Raw genomic sequence first — 16827 nt, forward strand, 5'->3', positions numbered from 1 at the left:
GCGATGGCGTTCAATCATGAGGACGGAATGGTTGAACGTGGCAAATCCTACGAGGGATACCCACCGCCGATCTCATCGGCCGCGGCTGAGCGACGTGTTGCGCTTGTTATTGGAAATTCGGACTATCTAATTGCGCCGCTGAAGAACCCTCGGAATGACGCCGAGCTCTTTGCAACGAAGCTGAAAAGTGGGTCTCCCCCCTTTGACGTCACACTTGCGCTCGATGTGGGCCGTGACGCGATGGAGGGGGCCCTCGAAGAATTTGAGCGCGAACTTGTCAGTTGCGATACAGCCTTACTGTTTTATGCGGGTCATGGCTTGCAAGTGAGCGGCACAAATTACTTGATACCAGTTGATGCTGACATCCGCCAAGAGGTTCATCTGCGACGCCGCGCCTTCTCGTTAAACGAGGTTCTTGACCTCATGAGGCATGTGCGAACGTCAAGTCTCGTTTTTCTCGATGCTTGCCGAGACAATCCCTTCGCGCGATCATTACTGATGGCGCAGACGGACCACGAACAAAGTCGTTCCTTAACGCGCTCTGGTCTAGCTAAGGTACATCAGTCACGAGGATCGTTCATTGCATTCGCGACTGCGCCGGACAATATCGCTCGCGATGGAAGCGGCAAGAATAGTCCATTCACGGCTGCCTTGGCTAATCATATGACGACGCCCGGCCTTTCGATCAACGACTTGATGATTGCCGTTCGCAAGGACGTCCTCAAGGCGACAAACGGCAGCCAGGAGCCGTGGGACCAATCGAGTCTACGCGAGAACTTCCGATTTTGTGAATTGCCAGCCAACAACCCAGCGATAGCATTGGCAAACACAAGTGGACGTACACCCGGATCAGACGAGGCGCTCCTCGACCGGCTAGCGCTCGAATACTGGGAGGCGGTCAAAGGAACGACGGACCCTCGTCGATTGCGCGAGTTTCTCGCCGATTTCGGCACTACCCGTTTGGGCAGACTTGCACGCGAAGCACTGCAGCTCCTAGCAACTAAAAATTGGGAAAAGGTACAGAAGCAGAATGAGAACGATTTGGATGAATTTATAAAAGCCTATCCGGGAACGGACGAGATCGTTGAAGCGAACATTCTTCTCAACATGGTCCGCGCCGAGCAAGACGCGCTTGCCGCAAGCCAGGATCACGGTCCCGAACTCAATCAAGACGATCCGCCTCCTCATCTCGAACTTGATCAAGACGACGATCCCGAGCTCAATCTACCCGATCCCGAACTTAAGCAAGACGAACCCGAGCCCAATCTATCCTTACCCCTTTTTTTTCAACAAGACCATTTCAAGCTCAATCAAAACCGTCCCAGAATCTATCAAGCCGGACCCGACCTTAAGATTGCAATTGCGATAACCGTGCTTATGGTCGGACTAGTGACCTTCACCGTTGCGCTGTTCACAAAATTTTTTTGAAATTGGACCCCAGGCTGGCGTCTGCTCTTCCTCTATCGGCCCTCAGGGCAATCTCGAAGCTTCCAAAATCGTCGGCAACAGCAGCAGTGCCGATCATTTTTGCGTTAATCCGCGCCAACTCTCATAAGACAAAAAACTCGCGCGGAAATGGTCGGGCGCGTTCAGGATTACCCACCATCCTTGTTGGGGCGCGGAGTGGTTAACTCAATCTGTGGGAGATTGGATGTTGCGATCCGCATCAACTCCGCATCGGTCAGCTGCTCCACCCGCGCAACACGCTCACCCAGTTCGGCAGCGTGGTATGCCCTCACATAGGCATCGACCACATTGGCGTACTCGGCTGCCTCGGCCAAGACTCGAAATTCAAGGACAGGCGCTGTGTCGGGCCGGAAGCACTGCTCGTTCAGTGTCGTCGAACTCCGTAGCATACAGCTCCCGAACAGTTCGGTGGCACTCGCACGCGCGGCGCTGCAGGAGCTCCATATTCAGGATGCTTAGCTTGCCTCTACTGTACGAGATCAGCCCCTCTTTTTGCAGCTGGCTGGCAACACTGGTGACGCTGGTTCGCCTCACCCCCATCATCTGCGCCAAAAATTCCTGCGTCACCGGCAGTTCGGTGCCCACGAGATCGCACATCCTGACCAGCCATTTACACGTCCGCTGTTCGACGCTGTGAATCGCGTTGCAGGCAGTCGTCTGCTGCACCTGGCCGAGAAGGAATTGTTCGTACTTGATGAGCAGCGCGAGCAGGTCAGGAGAAGACAGGGCAACCGCTTTGAGGTGCTCCGCATCCACGACGCTCGCAAGGCCGGATACCTGGACCACCACTTTATGCAGCGACGCCTTGTTATCGATCGCTTGTGCAGCCCCGAAAGCACCATCGTTTCCGATCATGCCGCTTTCGATCGCCCAACCATCTTCCAGCTCAACAATACACGAAAGTATGCCGCCGTGCGGGAAGTACACCTGATTGACGCGCGCGCGGCTCTCCGCAACGACCTTGCCGCGTTGCATTTCGACAATGCGAAGATGCGGCCGAAGGTCTTCGAGATCGACAGGGCTTGCTCGGGACAGAATACGATTGGCTGAATGAGGCATCGTATCTCCTTTCCTTTGCAGGCGGGAGCACAACACTCTCAGTCACCGACGCCTACGAGCACTGGTTGTGTCGGTAATGCATTCAATGTGGGGGTCAGTGGCCCCGATAGCGAGTCAACTATGCTTGTTCTTGACGTCCGCCGCGGTGTGGTATGCCAGTGCCTCTGCGCATCCGCAGCCTGATCGCCAACGTGAAACGCCAGCCCCTAGAGCCTTTTCGGTTCTGATTGAATCAGAACCGGGCTCTAGGTCTTTGTTTTGACGCGTTTTCTTGACGCAACCGGTGTCCACCCCGGAGATCAAGTCCGGGGCAGGCTTTCGCTGGAAAAACGCTCTAGCCGGGCTCGCTCGAGGTTTCCGGCAAGGATTCGCCGGGAAGATAGAGCCTGATCGGGCGGATTTCGTAGACGGCGGATGGATTGGCGCGCCGCAGGTCGCGGGCAATCGCGATCGCTTCCTCTTCGTTGGCGCAATTCAACACGTACAGACCCAGCAACTGCTCCTTGGTCTCGGCAAAGGGTCCGTCGATGACCATTCCCGCGCCCGGTCCGCGCAAGGTGCGGGCTTCCGCCGTGCCGCCCAGCCGCGCGCCGCCGGCCCGAGCACCTTCCTGGCGTTGAGCCGCTCATGCACGGCCAGCAGTTCGCTCATCAGGGCCGCGTCCTCCTCCGCCGTCCAAGATGTGACCTCGGCTTCGACGTGATAGGCCAGCATGGCGTAGAGCATCGCTTTCTCCTTTATGGCGGACCGGACTGGCTGCCTTTCGAGGACGTTTAAGAAATAAGACGTTTAAGAAATAAAAAGGCGCGGCGGGAGAACTCCCGTCGCGCCCCAACTGTTGTGCTCGCTGGTCCAGGGCTGAGAGCGCCCCGATGCCAGGCCAAAAGACAAGCCTAGCGGGCGATCCCAGCGAGGTGACAGCGCTTAGTATAAGACACTGGATCACCTCCTTTCGTTGTTGATGGAAATCCGAATATAAGCGGCGAATCGGCCCCTGTTAAGGGGTGCGGACCTCGTCGTAAGGTCCGCACAGGACATGCGGACAGGGTCGGCGGGGCGGTTGAGGCCGCCTGCGCATCGTGTTAGGGCAACGCCAGCGCGGGTGTAGCTCAATGGTAGAGCAGCAGCCTTCCAAGCTGAATACGAGGGTTCGATTCCCTTCACCCGCTCCAGCCTTCGCTCGCAAAGCGAGGGAAGGCTGCCGCGCCGAAGCCCAGCGGGCGAAGGCGGGCTCGTGGCCGCGAGCTACGGCTAGGCAAGCCGTGGCATGAACGGGAAGCGAGCGGTCTTTGTTTGACGGGAAGGACAGGCGGCAGGTCTGATGCGCATCATCTACTTCAGCCTCGGTTGGGTGATGGTTGTGCTCGGCGTGATCGGCCTGGTGATGCCGCTGATGCCGGGGACGGTTTTCCTGATCGTTGCAGTGGCATGTTTTGCGCGCTCGTCGCCGCGGTTCGAGGCATGGCTGCTGGATCATCCGACATTTGGCAAACCGCTGCGGGATTGGCGCGCCGCCGGCGCCATCCCGCGGTCGGCCAAGGCCATGGCTTGCGTGGGAATGACGATCGGGTTTGTCGTGTTCTGGTACAGCGTCGAGCCGTCATTGCCGCTTGCCGTAGGTGTGGCGGTCATGTTCCTTGCTTGTGCCGTCTATGTCGTTTCGCGGCCGGCGATGGCCGATGGGAACGGCATCTAGCTGTGGTCGGTCAAAATTTAATCAAAATTGTCCCTGACAGCGTGTCCGCAAGGTGATGCGCCGCAGGCATCTGTGGCTTACACGGACACGCGCTGATTGCGCGTGTGGCGAGTTAACGGCAATTCCGTGCATTTCTTGGGCGAAAATACGCGCTCGGTAACCATGCCTTACGGAACGCCTGGACTCGCCACAAAATCAATCCGATTGAGACACAATGTCGGCGAGTAGGGTTGAAACGGTGCCCGCTCGCATCACGCGATTATTATTTTGCAGAGTATGGGCTCACAGGGGGACTGTAATGGGAGCTACGATCGGCATCACTCGCTGGCGAATGGAACAATTGTCCTGGGCTTCGGCCTGCGACGCCATGCGCCGGCTCAACATCATCCCTCGGCGCAATGCGGCAGCGGCGCTGGTGCTGGCCGCGATGGCCGGCTCGATGATGAGCGATCAGGCGTACGCGGCGCCTCCGGGCAGCAATGAAATCCGGATCGGCAACACCGCTCCCTATACCGGTCCGGCTTCCGCCTACGGCGTCATCGCCAAGGTCATCTCGGCCTATCTGGACAAGGTCAACGCCGAGGGTGGCATCAATGGCCGCAAGGTCAATATGATCACCTATGACGACGCCTACGACCCCAACAAAACCATGGAAATGACCCGCAAGCTCGTCGAGGACGACCAGGTTCTCCTCACCTTGGGGACCATCGGTACGAACACGAACGCGGCGATCCAGCCCTATCTGAACTCGAAGAAAGTCCCGCAGCTTTTTGCCTTGTCGGGCGCGGCGGCCTGGGACCAGCCGCGCGAGTTTCCCTGGACCATCGGCTTCCTGCCGACCTACACGGCTGAAGCGCAAATCTTTGCGCAGTATATCCTGGAGAACCATCCCCGCAGCCGGATCGCCGTCCTCTATCAGGAGGATGGTATGGGCAAGGAATACCTGAAAGGCCTGAAGGACGGCCTGGGCGGCAAGGTCGCGATCGTGGCCGAGGCTCCCTACAAGGTCACCGACACCAATATCGATGCGCAGATGGCGAAGCTGAAGGCGTCCAACGCCGACGTCTTCATTGAGTTCACCACGCCGAAATTCGCCATCATGGCGATCCGGCGAAGCGTCGAACTCGGCTGGAGGCCGAACCATTTCGTGGCATCGATCGCCAATTCGTACTCGGCCGTGATTCAGCCGGCGGGCCCGCAAAATGCGGAAGGCATATTGTCGGCGGCATACAGGTTGGAGGGCGAAGACGCGGCGGCGGCCGGTGACGCGGCGTTCCGCGAATGGAGCGCCTTCATGCAGCGCTATGTCCCGAGCGTGAGCAAGGCCAACGGCCAGGCCGTGCTCGGCTACCTCGTCAGCAAGTTGACGGTCGAGGTGCTGAAGAACTGTGGCGACGATCTCTCGCGCGAAAACATCATGAAGCAGGCCCGCGCGATCAAGGGGATCCAGCTTCCCATGATGGTGCAGGGCATCCAGATCAATACCAGCCCGTCCGACCATGCGCCGATCGAGCAGATGCGGATGATGCGCTTTACCAATGGCAATTGGCAGCACTTCGGTCCGGTGCGAAGCGGCATCGATCCGGGCGCGGTCTCTGATTCGTTCAAGACGATCTTCAAGTACGGCACCGCCACCAAGCGCGATCTGGCCAATCAGCTCAACGCCAATACCGTGAGCCTGATGACGGGCTCGTTCGGCTCCACCTATGCGCAGGTGGGCGCCGATCTCGCCTCCGTGCTCGACAATGGCACGGCGCTGCGGATCCTGCCGGTCATGGGCCGCGGATCGGTGCAGGCGGTGGCGGACATTCTGCTGCTGCGGGGCGTCGACGCCGGCATCGTGCGCAAGGACACGCTCGCCTATCTCGACCGCAAGGACTTCGCCAAGGACATCCGCAACCAGTTCGTCTACGTGGCCAAGATGTTCAACGAGGAAATGCACGTCCTTGCGCCGAGGACGATCACCAACATGCGGGAACTCGACGGCAAGACCGTGGTGGTCGATTTGCCCGACAGTTCGACCTTCGTGACCGCGATCAACGTGTTCGAGCGGCTCGGGATCAGGCCGCATCTGATCTACCAGGAGCCGCGACTGGCGGTGGACATGCTGCGCAAGGGCGAGGTCGACGCGATCGTTGCGATCGAAGGCAAGCCGTTGCAATGGCTGAACCAGGTCAACGATCGCAACCTGCATCTGGTCCCGGTCGATTACGCCAAGACGCTGCAGGAGGAATATCTGCCTTCCAAGCTTTCTTCGGCGGACTACCCGGGCCTTGTGCCTGATGGCGGCTACGTCGAGACCGTTGCGGCAGAGGCGGTGCTGGCGTCGTATAACTGGGCGCCGAACAGCGATCGCTACCGCCGCCTGTCGCTGCTGGTGGATACGATGTTCGACAAGGTCGCGCAGTTGCAGCGTCCGCCGTTCCATCCGAAGTGGAAGGAAATGGCGCCGCGGGCGACGGTGTCCGGCTGGACCCGCTTCAAGGCGGCGCAGGAATGGCTCGATCGCAACATGCCTCCGGGCGCGGCCGTATCGGCAGCATCGGGTGCCGTGCCGGCGCCGGTTGCCGCGCCAGCCGCCGCCGCATTTTCCCCGCAGGAGCGCGACCCCCTGTACCGCGAATTCCTGGAGTGGCGTGCCAGCCGCGCCAAGGCCGGCGCGAACAGGTAATCAGGCGATCGGCAAATAACGATTCGACAATCGCAGCGGGCGGCTCCTTCGGTAGGGCCGCCCGTTTCGCTGTTAGGCTAGCGGTGAGGTTGGGCGTCCGGGATCGTCCGGTTCACAGAACACCCTTGATGTCCGTTTTCGCGAAATCGCTCCCGACAAAGAGCAGGGGGCAGCGATGCTGTTTCGCGACCTCATAGGCGAAGCAGTCGCCGAGGTTGAGGCCGGCGGCGTGAATGCCTTTTCCCCATCGTGCATAGGCCTGCGCGGCCCTTCGTGCCGAGGCCAGCGAAACGGCAATGGTGTTGAGGCCAAGCCCGTCAATCAGGCTTCCCATCTCGTCGCCGACGTTTCGGCGGTCCGCGACAATCAATGCTTCGGCGATGGTTACCGCCGAGATCAATATCTCGTCTTCTGTTTCCAGCGCGGCGATGCAGGCGTCGGCCTCGGCTTCACCGAGCACGACAGCCATCAGAGCGGACGTATCGACGGTGATCATCCGGGCAGGCCGTCATCGCCGTATAGGAAATCCTGACTCCTGGCAGCGCCGGGTCCGGCCGCCGCCTTTGTCGCGCCGCTGGCGCGCACGGCCTCAAGCAAGGCGCGACGCGCCTTCCGGTCCGGCGCTGCCGCGATCGGAACCAGACGCACGGCCGGCAGGCCATGACGGGTCAGGATGACTTCGTCGCCGGCTTCGGCGCGTCGCACCAGTTCGGTCAATTGTCCTTTGGCTTCGGAGACGGGGATGCGCATGAGGTGCCTTGTTCGATTATCGGTGGCTTGAGAAGAATAGACCAATTAGTGGTCCAATTCAATTGTTGCGTGCGAGAAGGAGCGCAATCGATCGGAGCGCTCGTCGGTGCTCCCAGCGATGGATACCTACATGCCGACAATGCAGGGCTCAGCGTCACAAAATGGTGTATCGGCAAGCATCAAAGCGCCGGACCTGTTTCCCGCGCCACCACGCCAAAATTTTCGGAGGAAGTTCATGTCGGCTCTGCCACTTTCGGGCATCAAGATTCTCGACCTGACGCGGGTGCTCGCTGGGCCCCTGTCGGCGCAGATGCTGGCCGATCTCGGCGCCGAGGTGATCAAGATCGAACGTCCCGGCGGCGGCGACGACGCTCGCGCCTTCGGTCCGCCTTACCTGAAGGACCCCGCCGGCAAGCAGAACAACAACAACTCGTTCTACCTCTGCGCCAACCGCAACAAGAAATCCCTCACCGTCAATATCGCGGCCCCGGAGGGCCAGGAGATCATTCGCGAGCTCGCCAAGAGCTGCGACGTGATGATGGAGAACTACAAGGTCGGCGATCTCAAGCGCTACAGGCTCGATTACGAATCGATCAAGGCGATCAATCCCGGCATCATCTATTGCTCGGTAACCGGTTTCGGCCAGACCGGCCCTTACGCGCCGCGTGCCGGTTACGACGCGATCCTGCAGGCAATGGGCGGCTTGATGAGCGTCACCGGCCATATCGACGGCGAGCCCGGCGCCGGCCCGATGAAGGTCGGCCCCTCGATCGTCGACTACATGACCGGCATGAACTCATCGATCGGCATTCTGGCCGCGCTCTATCACCGCAAGGTCAATGGCGGGGAGGGGCAGCATGTCGACGTCTGCCTGTTCGACACCGTGATCGCCGCGCTGTCGCATTACGCGCAGATCTTTCTCGTCAACGGCCAGACCCCGCCGCGGCGCGGCACCTGGGGCAATGGCGGCATGCCGGCCGGCGTGTTCCGCTGCACCGACGGCGAATTGATGCTGGTGGTCGGCAATGACGGCCAGTTCCAGCGCACCTGCGCCGTGCTCGGCGCGCCCGAACTCGCCACCGATCCGCGCTTCGTCAAGAACAACGACCGCGTCGTCCACGGCAAGGAGATCATGGCGATCTTCGCCGGGATGTTTTTGAAGAAGCCCGTTGCCTATTGGCTGGAAGAGCTGGAGAAGGCCGGCGTCCCCTCGGGTCCCATCAACGATTTCTCGCAGGTGTTTTCCGATCCGCATGTCCGCTCGCGCGGCATGCAGGTCAAGGTCAACCATCCGCTGCAGTCCGACCTGTCGCTGATCCGCAACGCGATCACATTCTCCGGCACCCCGGTGAAGGACTATCGCGCCCCGCCGCTGCTCGGCGCGGATACCAAAGACGTGCTGGCGACGATCGGCTACGACGAAGCGAAGGTGGAAGCGCTGAAGGAGAAGAAGATCGTCTGATCTTCTCGGTCATTCCGGGGCGCGCCTCTTGGCGCGAACTATGATGTGCAATTGCACATCTGAGAATCCATCCGGCCGCACATTTGGGGGCGAAATAGATTCCGGGCTCGTGCTTCGCACGCCCCCGGAATGACGATTGGGAGGGGCTTACTTGCGTCGGATTCAGCGCAGGCCCTGCCGGTCGACCAGGATCTGATGGATCTGGATGAATTCCGGCAGCTCGATCAGAAACTCGGGATCGCGGTCGAGATGGTGAACCTTGGTTGGTTCGCCCTTGGTGAAGGCGGTCATTGACTCGAAGTCGGGCCAATAGGAGATGGTCGTAAACCAGCTCTCATGCTCGCGATCTTCGCGAAATAGCTGGACGCCAAGCGCGGTCTTCTCCAGCGGCGGGATTCCTTCGGCTTTGATATAGGCTTCATAGCTATCCGCGATCTCGGGCCGCGTGCGGCCGCGCCAGATGCGCGCGATGGTCGGCTGGGTTGGCATCGGCATTCCTCTCGGTGATCTTCGCCAGTAGTGAGGCGTCCACTTGCCTCGACGCTACAACTGCCGAGCGAGCCCCAGCGTTCCGAGCCATTCGAGGTGCGCTACCTTCACCTCGCGCGCGCAGGTGCGTCGCGAGAATGTCGCCTCATATTCAGTTGTCGTCACCCGCGAAGGCGGGTGACCCAGTATCCCAGAGACGTCAATGATTGAACCGAGAAGCCGCGGCGTACTTGATCCCCGCCGGAGCCTGTCATCGGGCGCGCATTCGCGCGACCCGTTGGCGGGGATGACAGTCGAGTGTGCGTCGCTATCCCTCGCATCCGCTGAGTATGATTGAACGTCGACCGATCGAGATTGCTTGGAACCCGGAGGTCGCTCAATCGAGCACGACCATTCCCATAAATGGTCACGATTGGGTCAACGACTGATCACAGTCGGCCAATAGCAGCGATCTGATCGATCGCGAATGGTCCTTCAGCACATCGTCATCAGTCATCACCCTGCGAGGACATCGTCATGGCGCAGCCGAGTACCTATGAGCAGTATTTGCTTGAACTGATTAATGCCGAGCGAGCCAAGGTGGGCGCTCAGCCGCTTGCCTTCGATGGCGATCTCAACGAGGCCAGTGAAGGCCACAGCCAATGGATGATCGGAACAGACACGTTCTCGCATACAGGCTCAGGCGGATCGACCGCGGGTCAGCGCATGACAGCCGCGGGCTATGCGTTCACCGGTTCCTGGAGCTGGGGCGAGAACATCGCATGGGCAACCACGCGATCGCCCACCGGGCTGCAGGACGAAGTGCTCCTGCTGCACACAAATCTGATGAATTCGTCCGGCCATCGGGCCAACATCCTCAACGCCAATTATCGCGAAGTCGGGCTTGGCTTCGAGACAGGTGATTACGGTGGCCGCGATAGCGCGTTCGTCACCGAAGATTTCGCGAAGTCCGGTTCGAGCGTGTATCTCACCGGCGTAGCGTTCGACGACAAGGATGGCGACCGCTTCTACGATGTGGGCGAGCAGCTCGGAGGTCTGACGTTGACCGCCGTGAGCAGCACCGGTGCAACCTACACCACGACCACATACGGCTCCGGCGGCTATGATCTCGCGCTGCCGCCCGCGACCTACACGGTCACGTTCTCAGGGGCGGGCATTCAAACTACCAGCATGCAGACGACGATCGGCAGCCAGAACGTCAAGCTCGATCTGATCGATCCCGCCACAAGCGGCGGCTCACAGCCGCCGCCTTCCGAACCACCTCCACCCGCGTCGGACGTGATCGCCGGCACGGCGTCAAGCGAGACTCTCAATGGTACGGCCAGCGCCGACACGATCCAGGGCCTCGGTGGTGACGACCGGCTCTATGGGCAGAGCGGCAATGACCGGCTCGAGGGCGGCACCGGGAGAGACTACCTGTACGGCAGCACGGGAGACGACACGCTGCTCGGCGGCGACGGAAACGATCGTCTCTATGGCGGAGCCGGCCGCGATGTCCTGACTGGCGGCGCGAACCAGGACAGCTTCGTCTTCGATACGAGTCTCGGCGCTTCCAACATCGACAAGATCACGGACTTCTCGACCGTGGACGATACGATCCGGCTGGACAATGCGGTATTCACGGCGTTCGGATGGAACGGCACGATGTCCTCTTCGGCATTCTATGCCGGCGCAGCCGCCCATGATTCGACCGACCGGATTATCTACAACAGCGACACCGGCGCGCTTAGCTACGATCCGGACGGAACAGGCTCGGCGGCCGCAGTCCAGTTCGCGGAGCTTCAGACCAAGCTGGCGCTTACCTCTCAGGATTTCCTGATCGTCTGATCCGGAACGGCCAGCTTGCGTGCAACAGCGCGTTAGTCGTGTAGGGTGGGCAAAGGAGCGTTAGCGACGTGCCCACCACACCCTATCATCGAGCGCGCTGCTTGACGGTGGGCACGCTTTTGCTTTGCCCGCCCTACGGGCTGCGAACTGATTTGCCTCGCGTGCAAGTATGATTTCATGCAGCAGCGTGCGACAAACTGGCACGACGGGCAAATCAATTCTGATTTTCCGAAGTCGCGTCAAGCCCCGGAATCAAAAATATTCCGCTTAACTTCTCACGCAAATTACCGGCATAACTCCGCCCGTCTCACGGCAGATGAGGGGCGTTGGCCATCGTCACGAACGTGCGGTGAGATGCGATGGACGCTGAATGCGCGATAGACGTTGCGTGCTGGAGGCGTACGGCGAAGTCGTGTGGTTCGGGCGCCGCGGTGCTGGCGTTAAGTCCTCAAGGTGCGAAAGCGTCTTGCGGGCGACGGAGGCAAAAGAGCCGTTCTCCGGGGAGAGCACGAAGTAAGCCGTAAAGCCATTGCGCAGGGAAGGCCGGGATGCTCCCGCTGTACCTGTATGCTCGTGTGCGCTTTTGCTATGCGCAATTGCACACGAGACCGCGGGTGCAGCAAGCACCCGGTCTTCCCTGCGCCCTCAGATTGGAGAGGGCGGAAGATTCTTAGGCAAACCTCGGGCTGTTCATGCCGCGAGATCGCGATCGCATACTCAACTGTCGTCACCCGCGAAGGCGGGTGATCCAGTATTCCAGAGACGCCAGTGATTAAACCGATAGGCCGCGGCGTACTGGATCCCCGCCTTCGCGGGGATGACAATAGTGTGTGGGTCGCAATAACGTGGAGAGAGCCGTGCTACGAGAACTTAGCGCGTTGACGAGTCCAGCTCACAAATCCTGCCGTGTCAGCCTGCCTTGCGGCATCGCCGATCGAACAGGTGACTTCTTCGCCGGCGTCTCGCCGCCGGTCAGCGCCATCACGGAGACCGAAACCACGCGGTCGACGATGGCATCGACGTCGTTGAGGTCGCATTGTCCTTCCGACAATCTGGACAGCCGCTCTTTTTCCCGGATGGTGTGATGCGACATCGCCAGCGCGAAATGCAATCCCCAATAGAGCTCGGCGTCGTCGCGGCCGGGCAGCGAGCGGCGCATTGCGGCGATGAATTTCCGCAGATGATCGACCTCGCGGTTCTTGATGCGGCGGATCGGCGGGACCGATTCAATGGATGCGCGGATCATGAAGCGCGCTGCGGTCGAACCTTCGCGGTCCGGGCCGAGGCAGCCGCGCAGGGTGGGGCCTACCAGCGCGTGCAAAATGGCGTCGATCGGCGCGCGGCCGCCGCCTCTTTCCTCCGCAAGCTTCAACTCGTTGAGCCGCTCGCGGTTGGTCGCGAGGCTGCGCGTGACGAACAGTTCCGCAATCAATTCATCCTTGGAACCGAAATGATAATTCACCGCGGCAAGATTGACGTTCGCTTCCGCGACGATGTCGCGCAGCGTCACGTCGCCGAAGCCGCGGTCGGCGTACAGCCGCTCAGCGGCGGCGAGAATGGCAGACCGGGTCCGATCGCTCGACATGGCTACAGCCTCTTTCCGTCATTCCGGGGCGCGCGCAGCGCGAACCCGGAATCTCGCGCCACAATCTCCAGATTCTCAGGTGCGCAACTGCGCACCATAGTTCGACGCTGGCGCGTCGCCCCGGAATGACGGCCAGCGAGGGAGTTGCAATTCAAACAGTTGTATGAAACTATCGTTTGAAGAGCCGGAAATGTCAACACCGCTTGCGAACGTGTCGCATCTCCAGCCGACCGGACTGTCAGGTTCGCAAAACGGCTTGCCGGCCGTGAGTGGCGGGCAGACAGTGCGGCCAAACGATTTCAGAAGCCGAGAGCCGAGGAGCGTCCCATGAATTTCGATATGTCAGACAGGCAAAAGGAATGGCTGAACCGCGTTCGCGCGTTCATGAACACGCATGTCCGTCCCGCGGTGCCGATCTACAAGCAGCAGGACTCGCAAGGTGAACGCTGGAAGGTGATTCCGATCCTGGAAGATCTGAAGAAGAAGGCGCGCGCTGAAGGCCTATGGAACATGTTCATGCCGCCGTCCTCGCACGAGGACGATGAATTCCGTGGCGCGGGATTGACCAATCTGGAATACGCGCCGCTCTCCGAGGAGATGGGCCGCATCAGTTGGGCCTCCGAAGTGTTCAATTGCTCCGCGCCCGATACCGGCAACATGGAAGTGTTCATGCGCTATGCCACCAAGGAGCAGAAGCGCAAATGGCTGCGTCCCCTGATGGACGGCGAAATCCGCTCCGCCTTCCTGATGACCGAGCCGGCGGTTGCATCGTCGGATGCCACCAACATCGAAACCCGCATCGAAAAGGACGGCGATCATTACGTCATCAACGGCCGCAAATGGTGGTCGTCCGGCGTCGGCGATCCCCGTTGCAAGGTCGCGATCCTGATGGGCAAGACCGATCCGAACGCGGCGCGTCACCAGCAGCAGTCGCAGATCATCGTTCCGCTCGACACGCCCGGCATCAAGGTGGAAAAAATGTTGCCGGTGTTCGGCTTCGACGATGCGCCGCACGGCCACGCCCAGGTGCTGCTCGAAAACGTCCGCGTTCCCAAGGAGAACATCCTGCTCGGCGAGGGCAGGGGCTTTGAGATCGCGCAGGGCCGTCTCGGTCCGGGCCGCATCCATCACTGCATGCGCACCATCGGCAAGGCCGAGGAAGCGCTGGAGAAGATGGTGCGCCGGCTCTCGTCGCGCACCGCGTTCGGCAAGAAGATCATCGAGCATTCGGTCTGGGAGCAGCGCATCGCGGAAGCCCGCATCGACATCGAGATGAACCGCTTGCTGTGCCTCAAGGCCGCCGACATGATGGACAAGGTCGGCAACAAGACCGCGCAACTCGAGATCGCCATGATCAAGGTGGCGGCGCCGAACATGGCGTTGAAGATCATCGACAACGCGATCCAGGCGTTCGGCGGCGGCGGCGTCTCCGATGACGCCGGACTGGCGGTGGACTACGCGCATGTGCGCACGCTGCGGCTGGCGGACGGTCCGGACGAGGTGCATAACCGCGCCATTGCCAGACTTGAACTTCGGAAGTATGCAAATTCTCCCACGCATTAAAAATGGGGGAGAGTGCGCGTGGCGCTCTCCACACCGTCATTCCGGGGCGATGCGAAGCATCGAACCCGGAATCTCGAGATTCCGGGTCTGGTCCTTCGGACCATCCCGGAATGACGGACAATAAAGTAGAGGGAGCGTCATCGTGGCGGACGGCGTCAGGAAAGACGAAGAGTTCTCGGGCACCAAGGAAGTCGAGGAGCGCCATCGGATCGATGAGGCGAGCCTCGACGGCTGGATGCGCGAGCATGTCGAGGGCTACCAGGGGCCGCTAAAGGTCCTGCAGTTCAAGGGCGGCCAGTCCAACCCGACCTACAAGCTTGAAACACCGGCCCGATCCTACGTGATGCGCCGAAAACCGTTCGGCAAATTGCTGCCGTCGGCGCACGCGGTGGATCGCGAGTTCCGCGTTATTGCAGCGCTCGGCAAACAGGGCTTTCCGGTCGCAAAAGCCTATGCGCTGTGCACCGACGACGCCGTGATCGGCGCCGCCTTCTACATCATGTCGATGGAAGACGGCCGGGTATTTTGGGACCCGACGCTGCCAAGCCAGACGCCGGACAACCGGCGCAAAATCTTCACCAGCAAGATCGAGACGCTGGCGAAACTCCACGTCTTCAATCCGGAGCAGATCGGGCTTGGCGATTTCGGCAAGCCGGGCAATTATTTCGCGCGCCAGATCGACCGCTGGACCAAGCAATACCGCGCCTCGGAAACCCAGCACATTCCGGAATTTGAAAAGGTGGCCGAATGGCTGCCGCGCACGGTGCCTGAGCAGAAGCGCGTCTCGATCGTCCATGGCGACTACCGGCTCGACAACATGATTTTCGACGCGACGGAACCGCGGGTGCAGGCGGTGCTGGACTGGGAGCTGTCCACGCTCGGCGATCCCATGGCCGACTTCACCTATCTGTTGATGCAGTGGACCATGCCGGGGCTGGCCAACGTCGATCTCGAGGCGCTGAACATTCCGAGCCTGGAAGAGGCCGCGCAGATCTACTGCGACGTCACCGGCATGGAAGTGCCCGACCTCAACTGGTACTTCGCCTACAACATGTTCCGCCTCGCTGGCATCACGCAGGGTATCGCCGGACGGATCCGCGACGGCACCGCGGCCAACGCCAAGGCGCTGGAGTCGGCGGCGCGCACCGTGCCGCTGTCGAAGTCTTCCTGGGAATACGCTCAGAAGGCCGGCGCGACCTAATCCTACTGCGTCATAGCTGCTCAAAAACCCTCATCCTGAGGAGCCCGCGAGAAGCGGGCGTCTCGAAGGATGTAGGCCACAGATGGGGCCTCATGGTTCGAGACGCGCGTTCCGCGCTCCTCACCATGAGGGAATCCAGTTGGCACTCTCCCCGAATATCCGCGGCAGCCTGCTCATGGCGGTATCCATGGCGGCGTTCACCATGAACGACTCCATCACCAAGGCGGTGTCGTCAGAGATGAACTTCGCCCAGGTGATGCTGGTGCGCGGGCTGTTCGCGATCGTGCTGGTCGCGGCGTTCGCGTACTATCAGGGCGCGCTGCGTCCGCTGCGCACGCTGATGCTCAAACCGGTGGCGCTCAGGGTGTTGGGCGAGATCGGCGGCACGATCTCGTTCATGGCGGCGCTCGTGCATCTACCGCTCGCCAACACCTCGGCGATCTTCCAGGCGCTGCCGCTCGCGATCACGCTCGGCGCCGCTGTCATCTTCGGCGAGCCGGTCGGCTGGCGGCGCTGGTCGGCAATTGTCGCAGGCTTCGTCGGTGTGCTCATCATCGTGCGGCCGGGGCTTGCCGGCTTCAGCGAGTTCTCGCTGTTTGCTCTGGTGTCGGTGGCGTTCTGCGCGCTGCGCGATCTCGCAACGCGGAAAATCCCGGCGAAGATTCCCTCGCTGTTCATCACCTTATTGACCACCGTGACCGTCACGGCGGCCGGCGGCGCCATCCTCGTTCCGCTCGGCGGCTGGACGCCGCCATCGGCCAGCGCGCTCGGCCTGCAGGGGCTCGCCGCTGTGCTGCTCCTGATCGGCTATCAATGCATCATCTCGGCGCTGCGCTCCGGCGATATCTCGGCGGTGGCGCCGTTCCGCTATTCCGCGCTGCTGTGGGCGATGCTGCTCGGCTACCTCGTGTTCGGCGACGTGCCCGACGCGATGATGGTACTGGGCGCCTCGATCATCGTGGTGTCAGGCCTCTACGCCTTCTACCGCGAGCGCATCCGCCACCGCGCTCTGGCGGCAGAGTCATCCGGCCTGCCGCCGGACGGGTTGTGATCATGA

At 60.9% G+C, this 16827-nt stretch carries 14 protein-coding genes, 1 tRNA gene and 1 pseudogene; 9 read left to right on the forward strand and 7 right to left on the reverse strand.

Going from position 1 to position 16827, the window contains the following annotated elements; translation table 11 throughout:
• The first annotated feature begins 27 nt into the window (after positions 1-27).
• Positions 28-1428 carry a caspase family protein gene (locus V1292_RS20760; RefSeq protein ID WP_334374559.1) on the forward strand — a complete coding sequence of 467 codons (1401 nt, stop codon included), beginning with the start codon at positions 28-30 and terminating at the stop codon, positions 1426-1428.
• A gap of 167 nt (positions 1429-1595) precedes the next feature.
• Here the strand turns inward: V1292_RS20760 and V1292_RS20765 are convergent, their stop codons facing one another.
• The 3 genes and pseudogenes from V1292_RS20765 to V1292_RS20775 all read right to left on the reverse strand — a co-directional run bounded on the left by V1292_RS20765 (position 1596) and on the right by V1292_RS20775 (position 3252).
• A complete protein-coding gene (locus tag V1292_RS20765) occupies positions 1596-1781 on the reverse strand; it encodes a hypothetical protein (protein WP_334374560.1) in 186 nt (61 codons plus the stop codon).
• Positions 1782-1791: 10 nt separating this feature from the next.
• Positions 1792-2526 carry a Crp/Fnr family transcriptional regulator gene (locus V1292_RS20770; RefSeq protein WP_334374561.1) on the reverse strand — a complete coding sequence of 245 codons (735 nt, stop codon included), beginning with the start codon at positions 2524-2526 and terminating at the stop codon, positions 1792-1794.
• Positions 2527-2860: 334 nt separating this feature from the next.
• Positions 2861-3252: pseudogene (locus tag V1292_RS20775) on the reverse strand (YciI family protein).
• Positions 3253-3624: 372 nt separating this feature from the next.
• Between V1292_RS20775 and V1292_RS20780 the strand changes: the two are divergent.
• From V1292_RS20780 to V1292_RS20790, 3 genes are all read left to right on the forward strand, one after another.
• Positions 3625-3698, forward strand: a tRNA-Gly gene (locus V1292_RS20780).
• Between the two features lie 149 nt (positions 3699-3847).
• Positions 3848-4222 carry a YbaN family protein gene (locus V1292_RS20785; protein WP_334374562.1) on the forward strand — a complete coding sequence of 125 codons (375 nt, stop codon included), beginning with the start codon at positions 3848-3850 and terminating at the stop codon, positions 4220-4222.
• 298 nt (positions 4223-4520) lie between these two features.
• Positions 4521-6893 (forward strand): ABC transporter substrate-binding protein, encoded by a 2373-nt coding sequence (locus tag V1292_RS20790; RefSeq protein ID WP_334374563.1) that lies wholly within the window; start codon positions 4521-4523, stop codon positions 6891-6893.
• 112 nt (positions 6894-7005) lie between these two features.
• Here the strand turns inward: V1292_RS20790 and V1292_RS20795 are convergent, their stop codons facing one another.
• Together V1292_RS20795 and V1292_RS20800 are read right to left on the reverse strand one after the other, a co-directional pair.
• Positions 7006-7389, reverse strand: coding sequence for a type II toxin-antitoxin system VapC family toxin (locus tag V1292_RS20795; RefSeq protein WP_334374564.1), 384 nt, complete (start codon positions 7387-7389; stop codon positions 7006-7008).
• Positions 7386-7643, reverse strand: coding sequence for a type II toxin-antitoxin system Phd/YefM family antitoxin (locus tag V1292_RS20800; protein ID WP_334374565.1), 258 nt, complete (start codon positions 7641-7643; stop codon positions 7386-7388). Before V1292_RS20800 ends, V1292_RS20795 begins: the two co-directional genes overlap by 4 nt.
• A gap of 235 nt (positions 7644-7878) precedes the next feature.
• On the opposite strand from V1292_RS20800, the gene V1292_RS20805 reads away from it, so the two are divergent.
• Complete coding sequence (locus tag V1292_RS20805) at positions 7879-9105, forward strand: CaiB/BaiF CoA transferase family protein (protein ID WP_334374567.1); 1227 nt, start codon at positions 7879-7881, stop codon at positions 9103-9105.
• A 162-nt stretch (positions 9106-9267) separates the two neighbouring features.
• On the opposite strand, the gene V1292_RS20810 is transcribed toward V1292_RS20805, so the two are convergent.
• Positions 9268-9594 (reverse strand): hypothetical protein, encoded by a 327-nt coding sequence (locus tag V1292_RS20810; protein ID WP_334374569.1) that lies wholly within the window; start codon positions 9592-9594, stop codon positions 9268-9270.
• Between the two features lie 516 nt (positions 9595-10110).
• On the opposite strand from V1292_RS20810, the gene V1292_RS20815 reads away from it, so the two are divergent.
• Positions 10111-11421, forward strand: a complete 1311-nt coding sequence (locus V1292_RS20815; RefSeq protein WP_334374570.1) for a CAP domain-containing protein — start codon at positions 10111-10113, stop codon at positions 11419-11421.
• Between the two features lie 892 nt (positions 11422-12313).
• Here V1292_RS20815 and V1292_RS20820 read toward each other — a convergent pair.
• Positions 12314-13006 (reverse strand): TetR/AcrR family transcriptional regulator, encoded by a 693-nt coding sequence (locus V1292_RS20820; protein WP_334374572.1) that lies wholly within the window; start codon positions 13004-13006, stop codon positions 12314-12316.
• Between the two features lie 327 nt (positions 13007-13333).
• On the opposite strand from V1292_RS20820, the gene V1292_RS20825 reads away from it, so the two are divergent.
• The 3 genes from V1292_RS20825 to V1292_RS20835 all read left to right on the forward strand — a co-directional run bounded on the left by V1292_RS20825 (position 13334) and on the right by V1292_RS20835 (position 16821).
• Positions 13334-14569 carry an acyl-CoA dehydrogenase family protein gene (locus V1292_RS20825; RefSeq protein WP_334374573.1) on the forward strand — a complete coding sequence of 412 codons (1236 nt, stop codon included), beginning with the start codon at positions 13334-13336 and terminating at the stop codon, positions 14567-14569.
• A 142-nt stretch (positions 14570-14711) separates the two neighbouring features.
• Positions 14712-15770 carry a phosphotransferase family protein gene (locus V1292_RS20830; RefSeq protein ID WP_334374574.1) on the forward strand — a complete coding sequence of 353 codons (1059 nt, stop codon included), beginning with the start codon at positions 14712-14714 and terminating at the stop codon, positions 15768-15770.
• A gap of 139 nt (positions 15771-15909) precedes the next feature.
• Positions 15910-16821 carry a DMT family transporter gene (locus V1292_RS20835; protein ID WP_334374575.1) on the forward strand — a complete coding sequence of 304 codons (912 nt, stop codon included), beginning with the start codon at positions 15910-15912 and terminating at the stop codon, positions 16819-16821.
• Positions 16822-16827: the final 6 nt, after the last annotated feature.

The organism is Bradyrhizobium sp. AZCC 1719, from assembly GCF_036924525.1.
Taxonomy (GTDB): domain Bacteria; phylum Pseudomonadota; class Alphaproteobacteria; order Rhizobiales; family Xanthobacteraceae; genus Bradyrhizobium.

Bases quoted from the DNA above. Each gene is read 5' to 3' on its own strand.
- V1292_RS20805 (WP_334374567.1), top strand. From the start codon at position 7,879: ATGTCGGCTCTGCCACTTTCGGGCATCAAGATTCTCGACCTGACGCGG.
- V1292_RS20760 (WP_334374559.1), top strand. From the start codon at position 28: ATGGTTGAACGTGGCAAATCCTACGAGGGATACCCACCGCCGATCTCA.
- V1292_RS20800 (WP_334374565.1), bottom strand. From the start codon at position 7,643: ATGCGCATCCCCGTCTCCGAAGCCAAAGGACAATTGACCGAACTGGTG.
- V1292_RS20795 (WP_334374564.1), bottom strand. From the start codon at position 7,389: ATGATCACCGTCGATACGTCCGCTCTGATGGCTGTCGTGCTCGGTGAA.
- V1292_RS20825 (WP_334374573.1), top strand. From the start codon at position 13,334: ATGAATTTCGATATGTCAGACAGGCAAAAGGAATGGCTGAACCGCGTT.
- V1292_RS20790 (WP_334374563.1), top strand. From the start codon at position 4,521: ATGGGAGCTACGATCGGCATCACTCGCTGGCGAATGGAACAATTGTCC.
- V1292_RS20820 (WP_334374572.1), bottom strand. From the start codon at position 13,006: ATGTCGAGCGATCGGACCCGGTCTGCCATTCTCGCCGCCGCTGAGCGG.
- V1292_RS20810 (WP_334374569.1), bottom strand. From the start codon at position 9,594: ATGCCAACCCAGCCGACCATCGCGCGCATCTGGCGCGGCCGCACGCGG.
- V1292_RS20815 (WP_334374570.1), top strand. From the start codon at position 10,111: ATGGCGCAGCCGAGTACCTATGAGCAGTATTTGCTTGAACTGATTAAT.
- V1292_RS20785 (WP_334374562.1), top strand. From the start codon at position 3,848: ATGCGCATCATCTACTTCAGCCTCGGTTGGGTGATGGTTGTGCTCGGC.
- V1292_RS20770 (WP_334374561.1), bottom strand. From the start codon at position 2,526: ATGCCTCATTCAGCCAATCGTATTCTGTCCCGAGCAAGCCCTGTCGAT.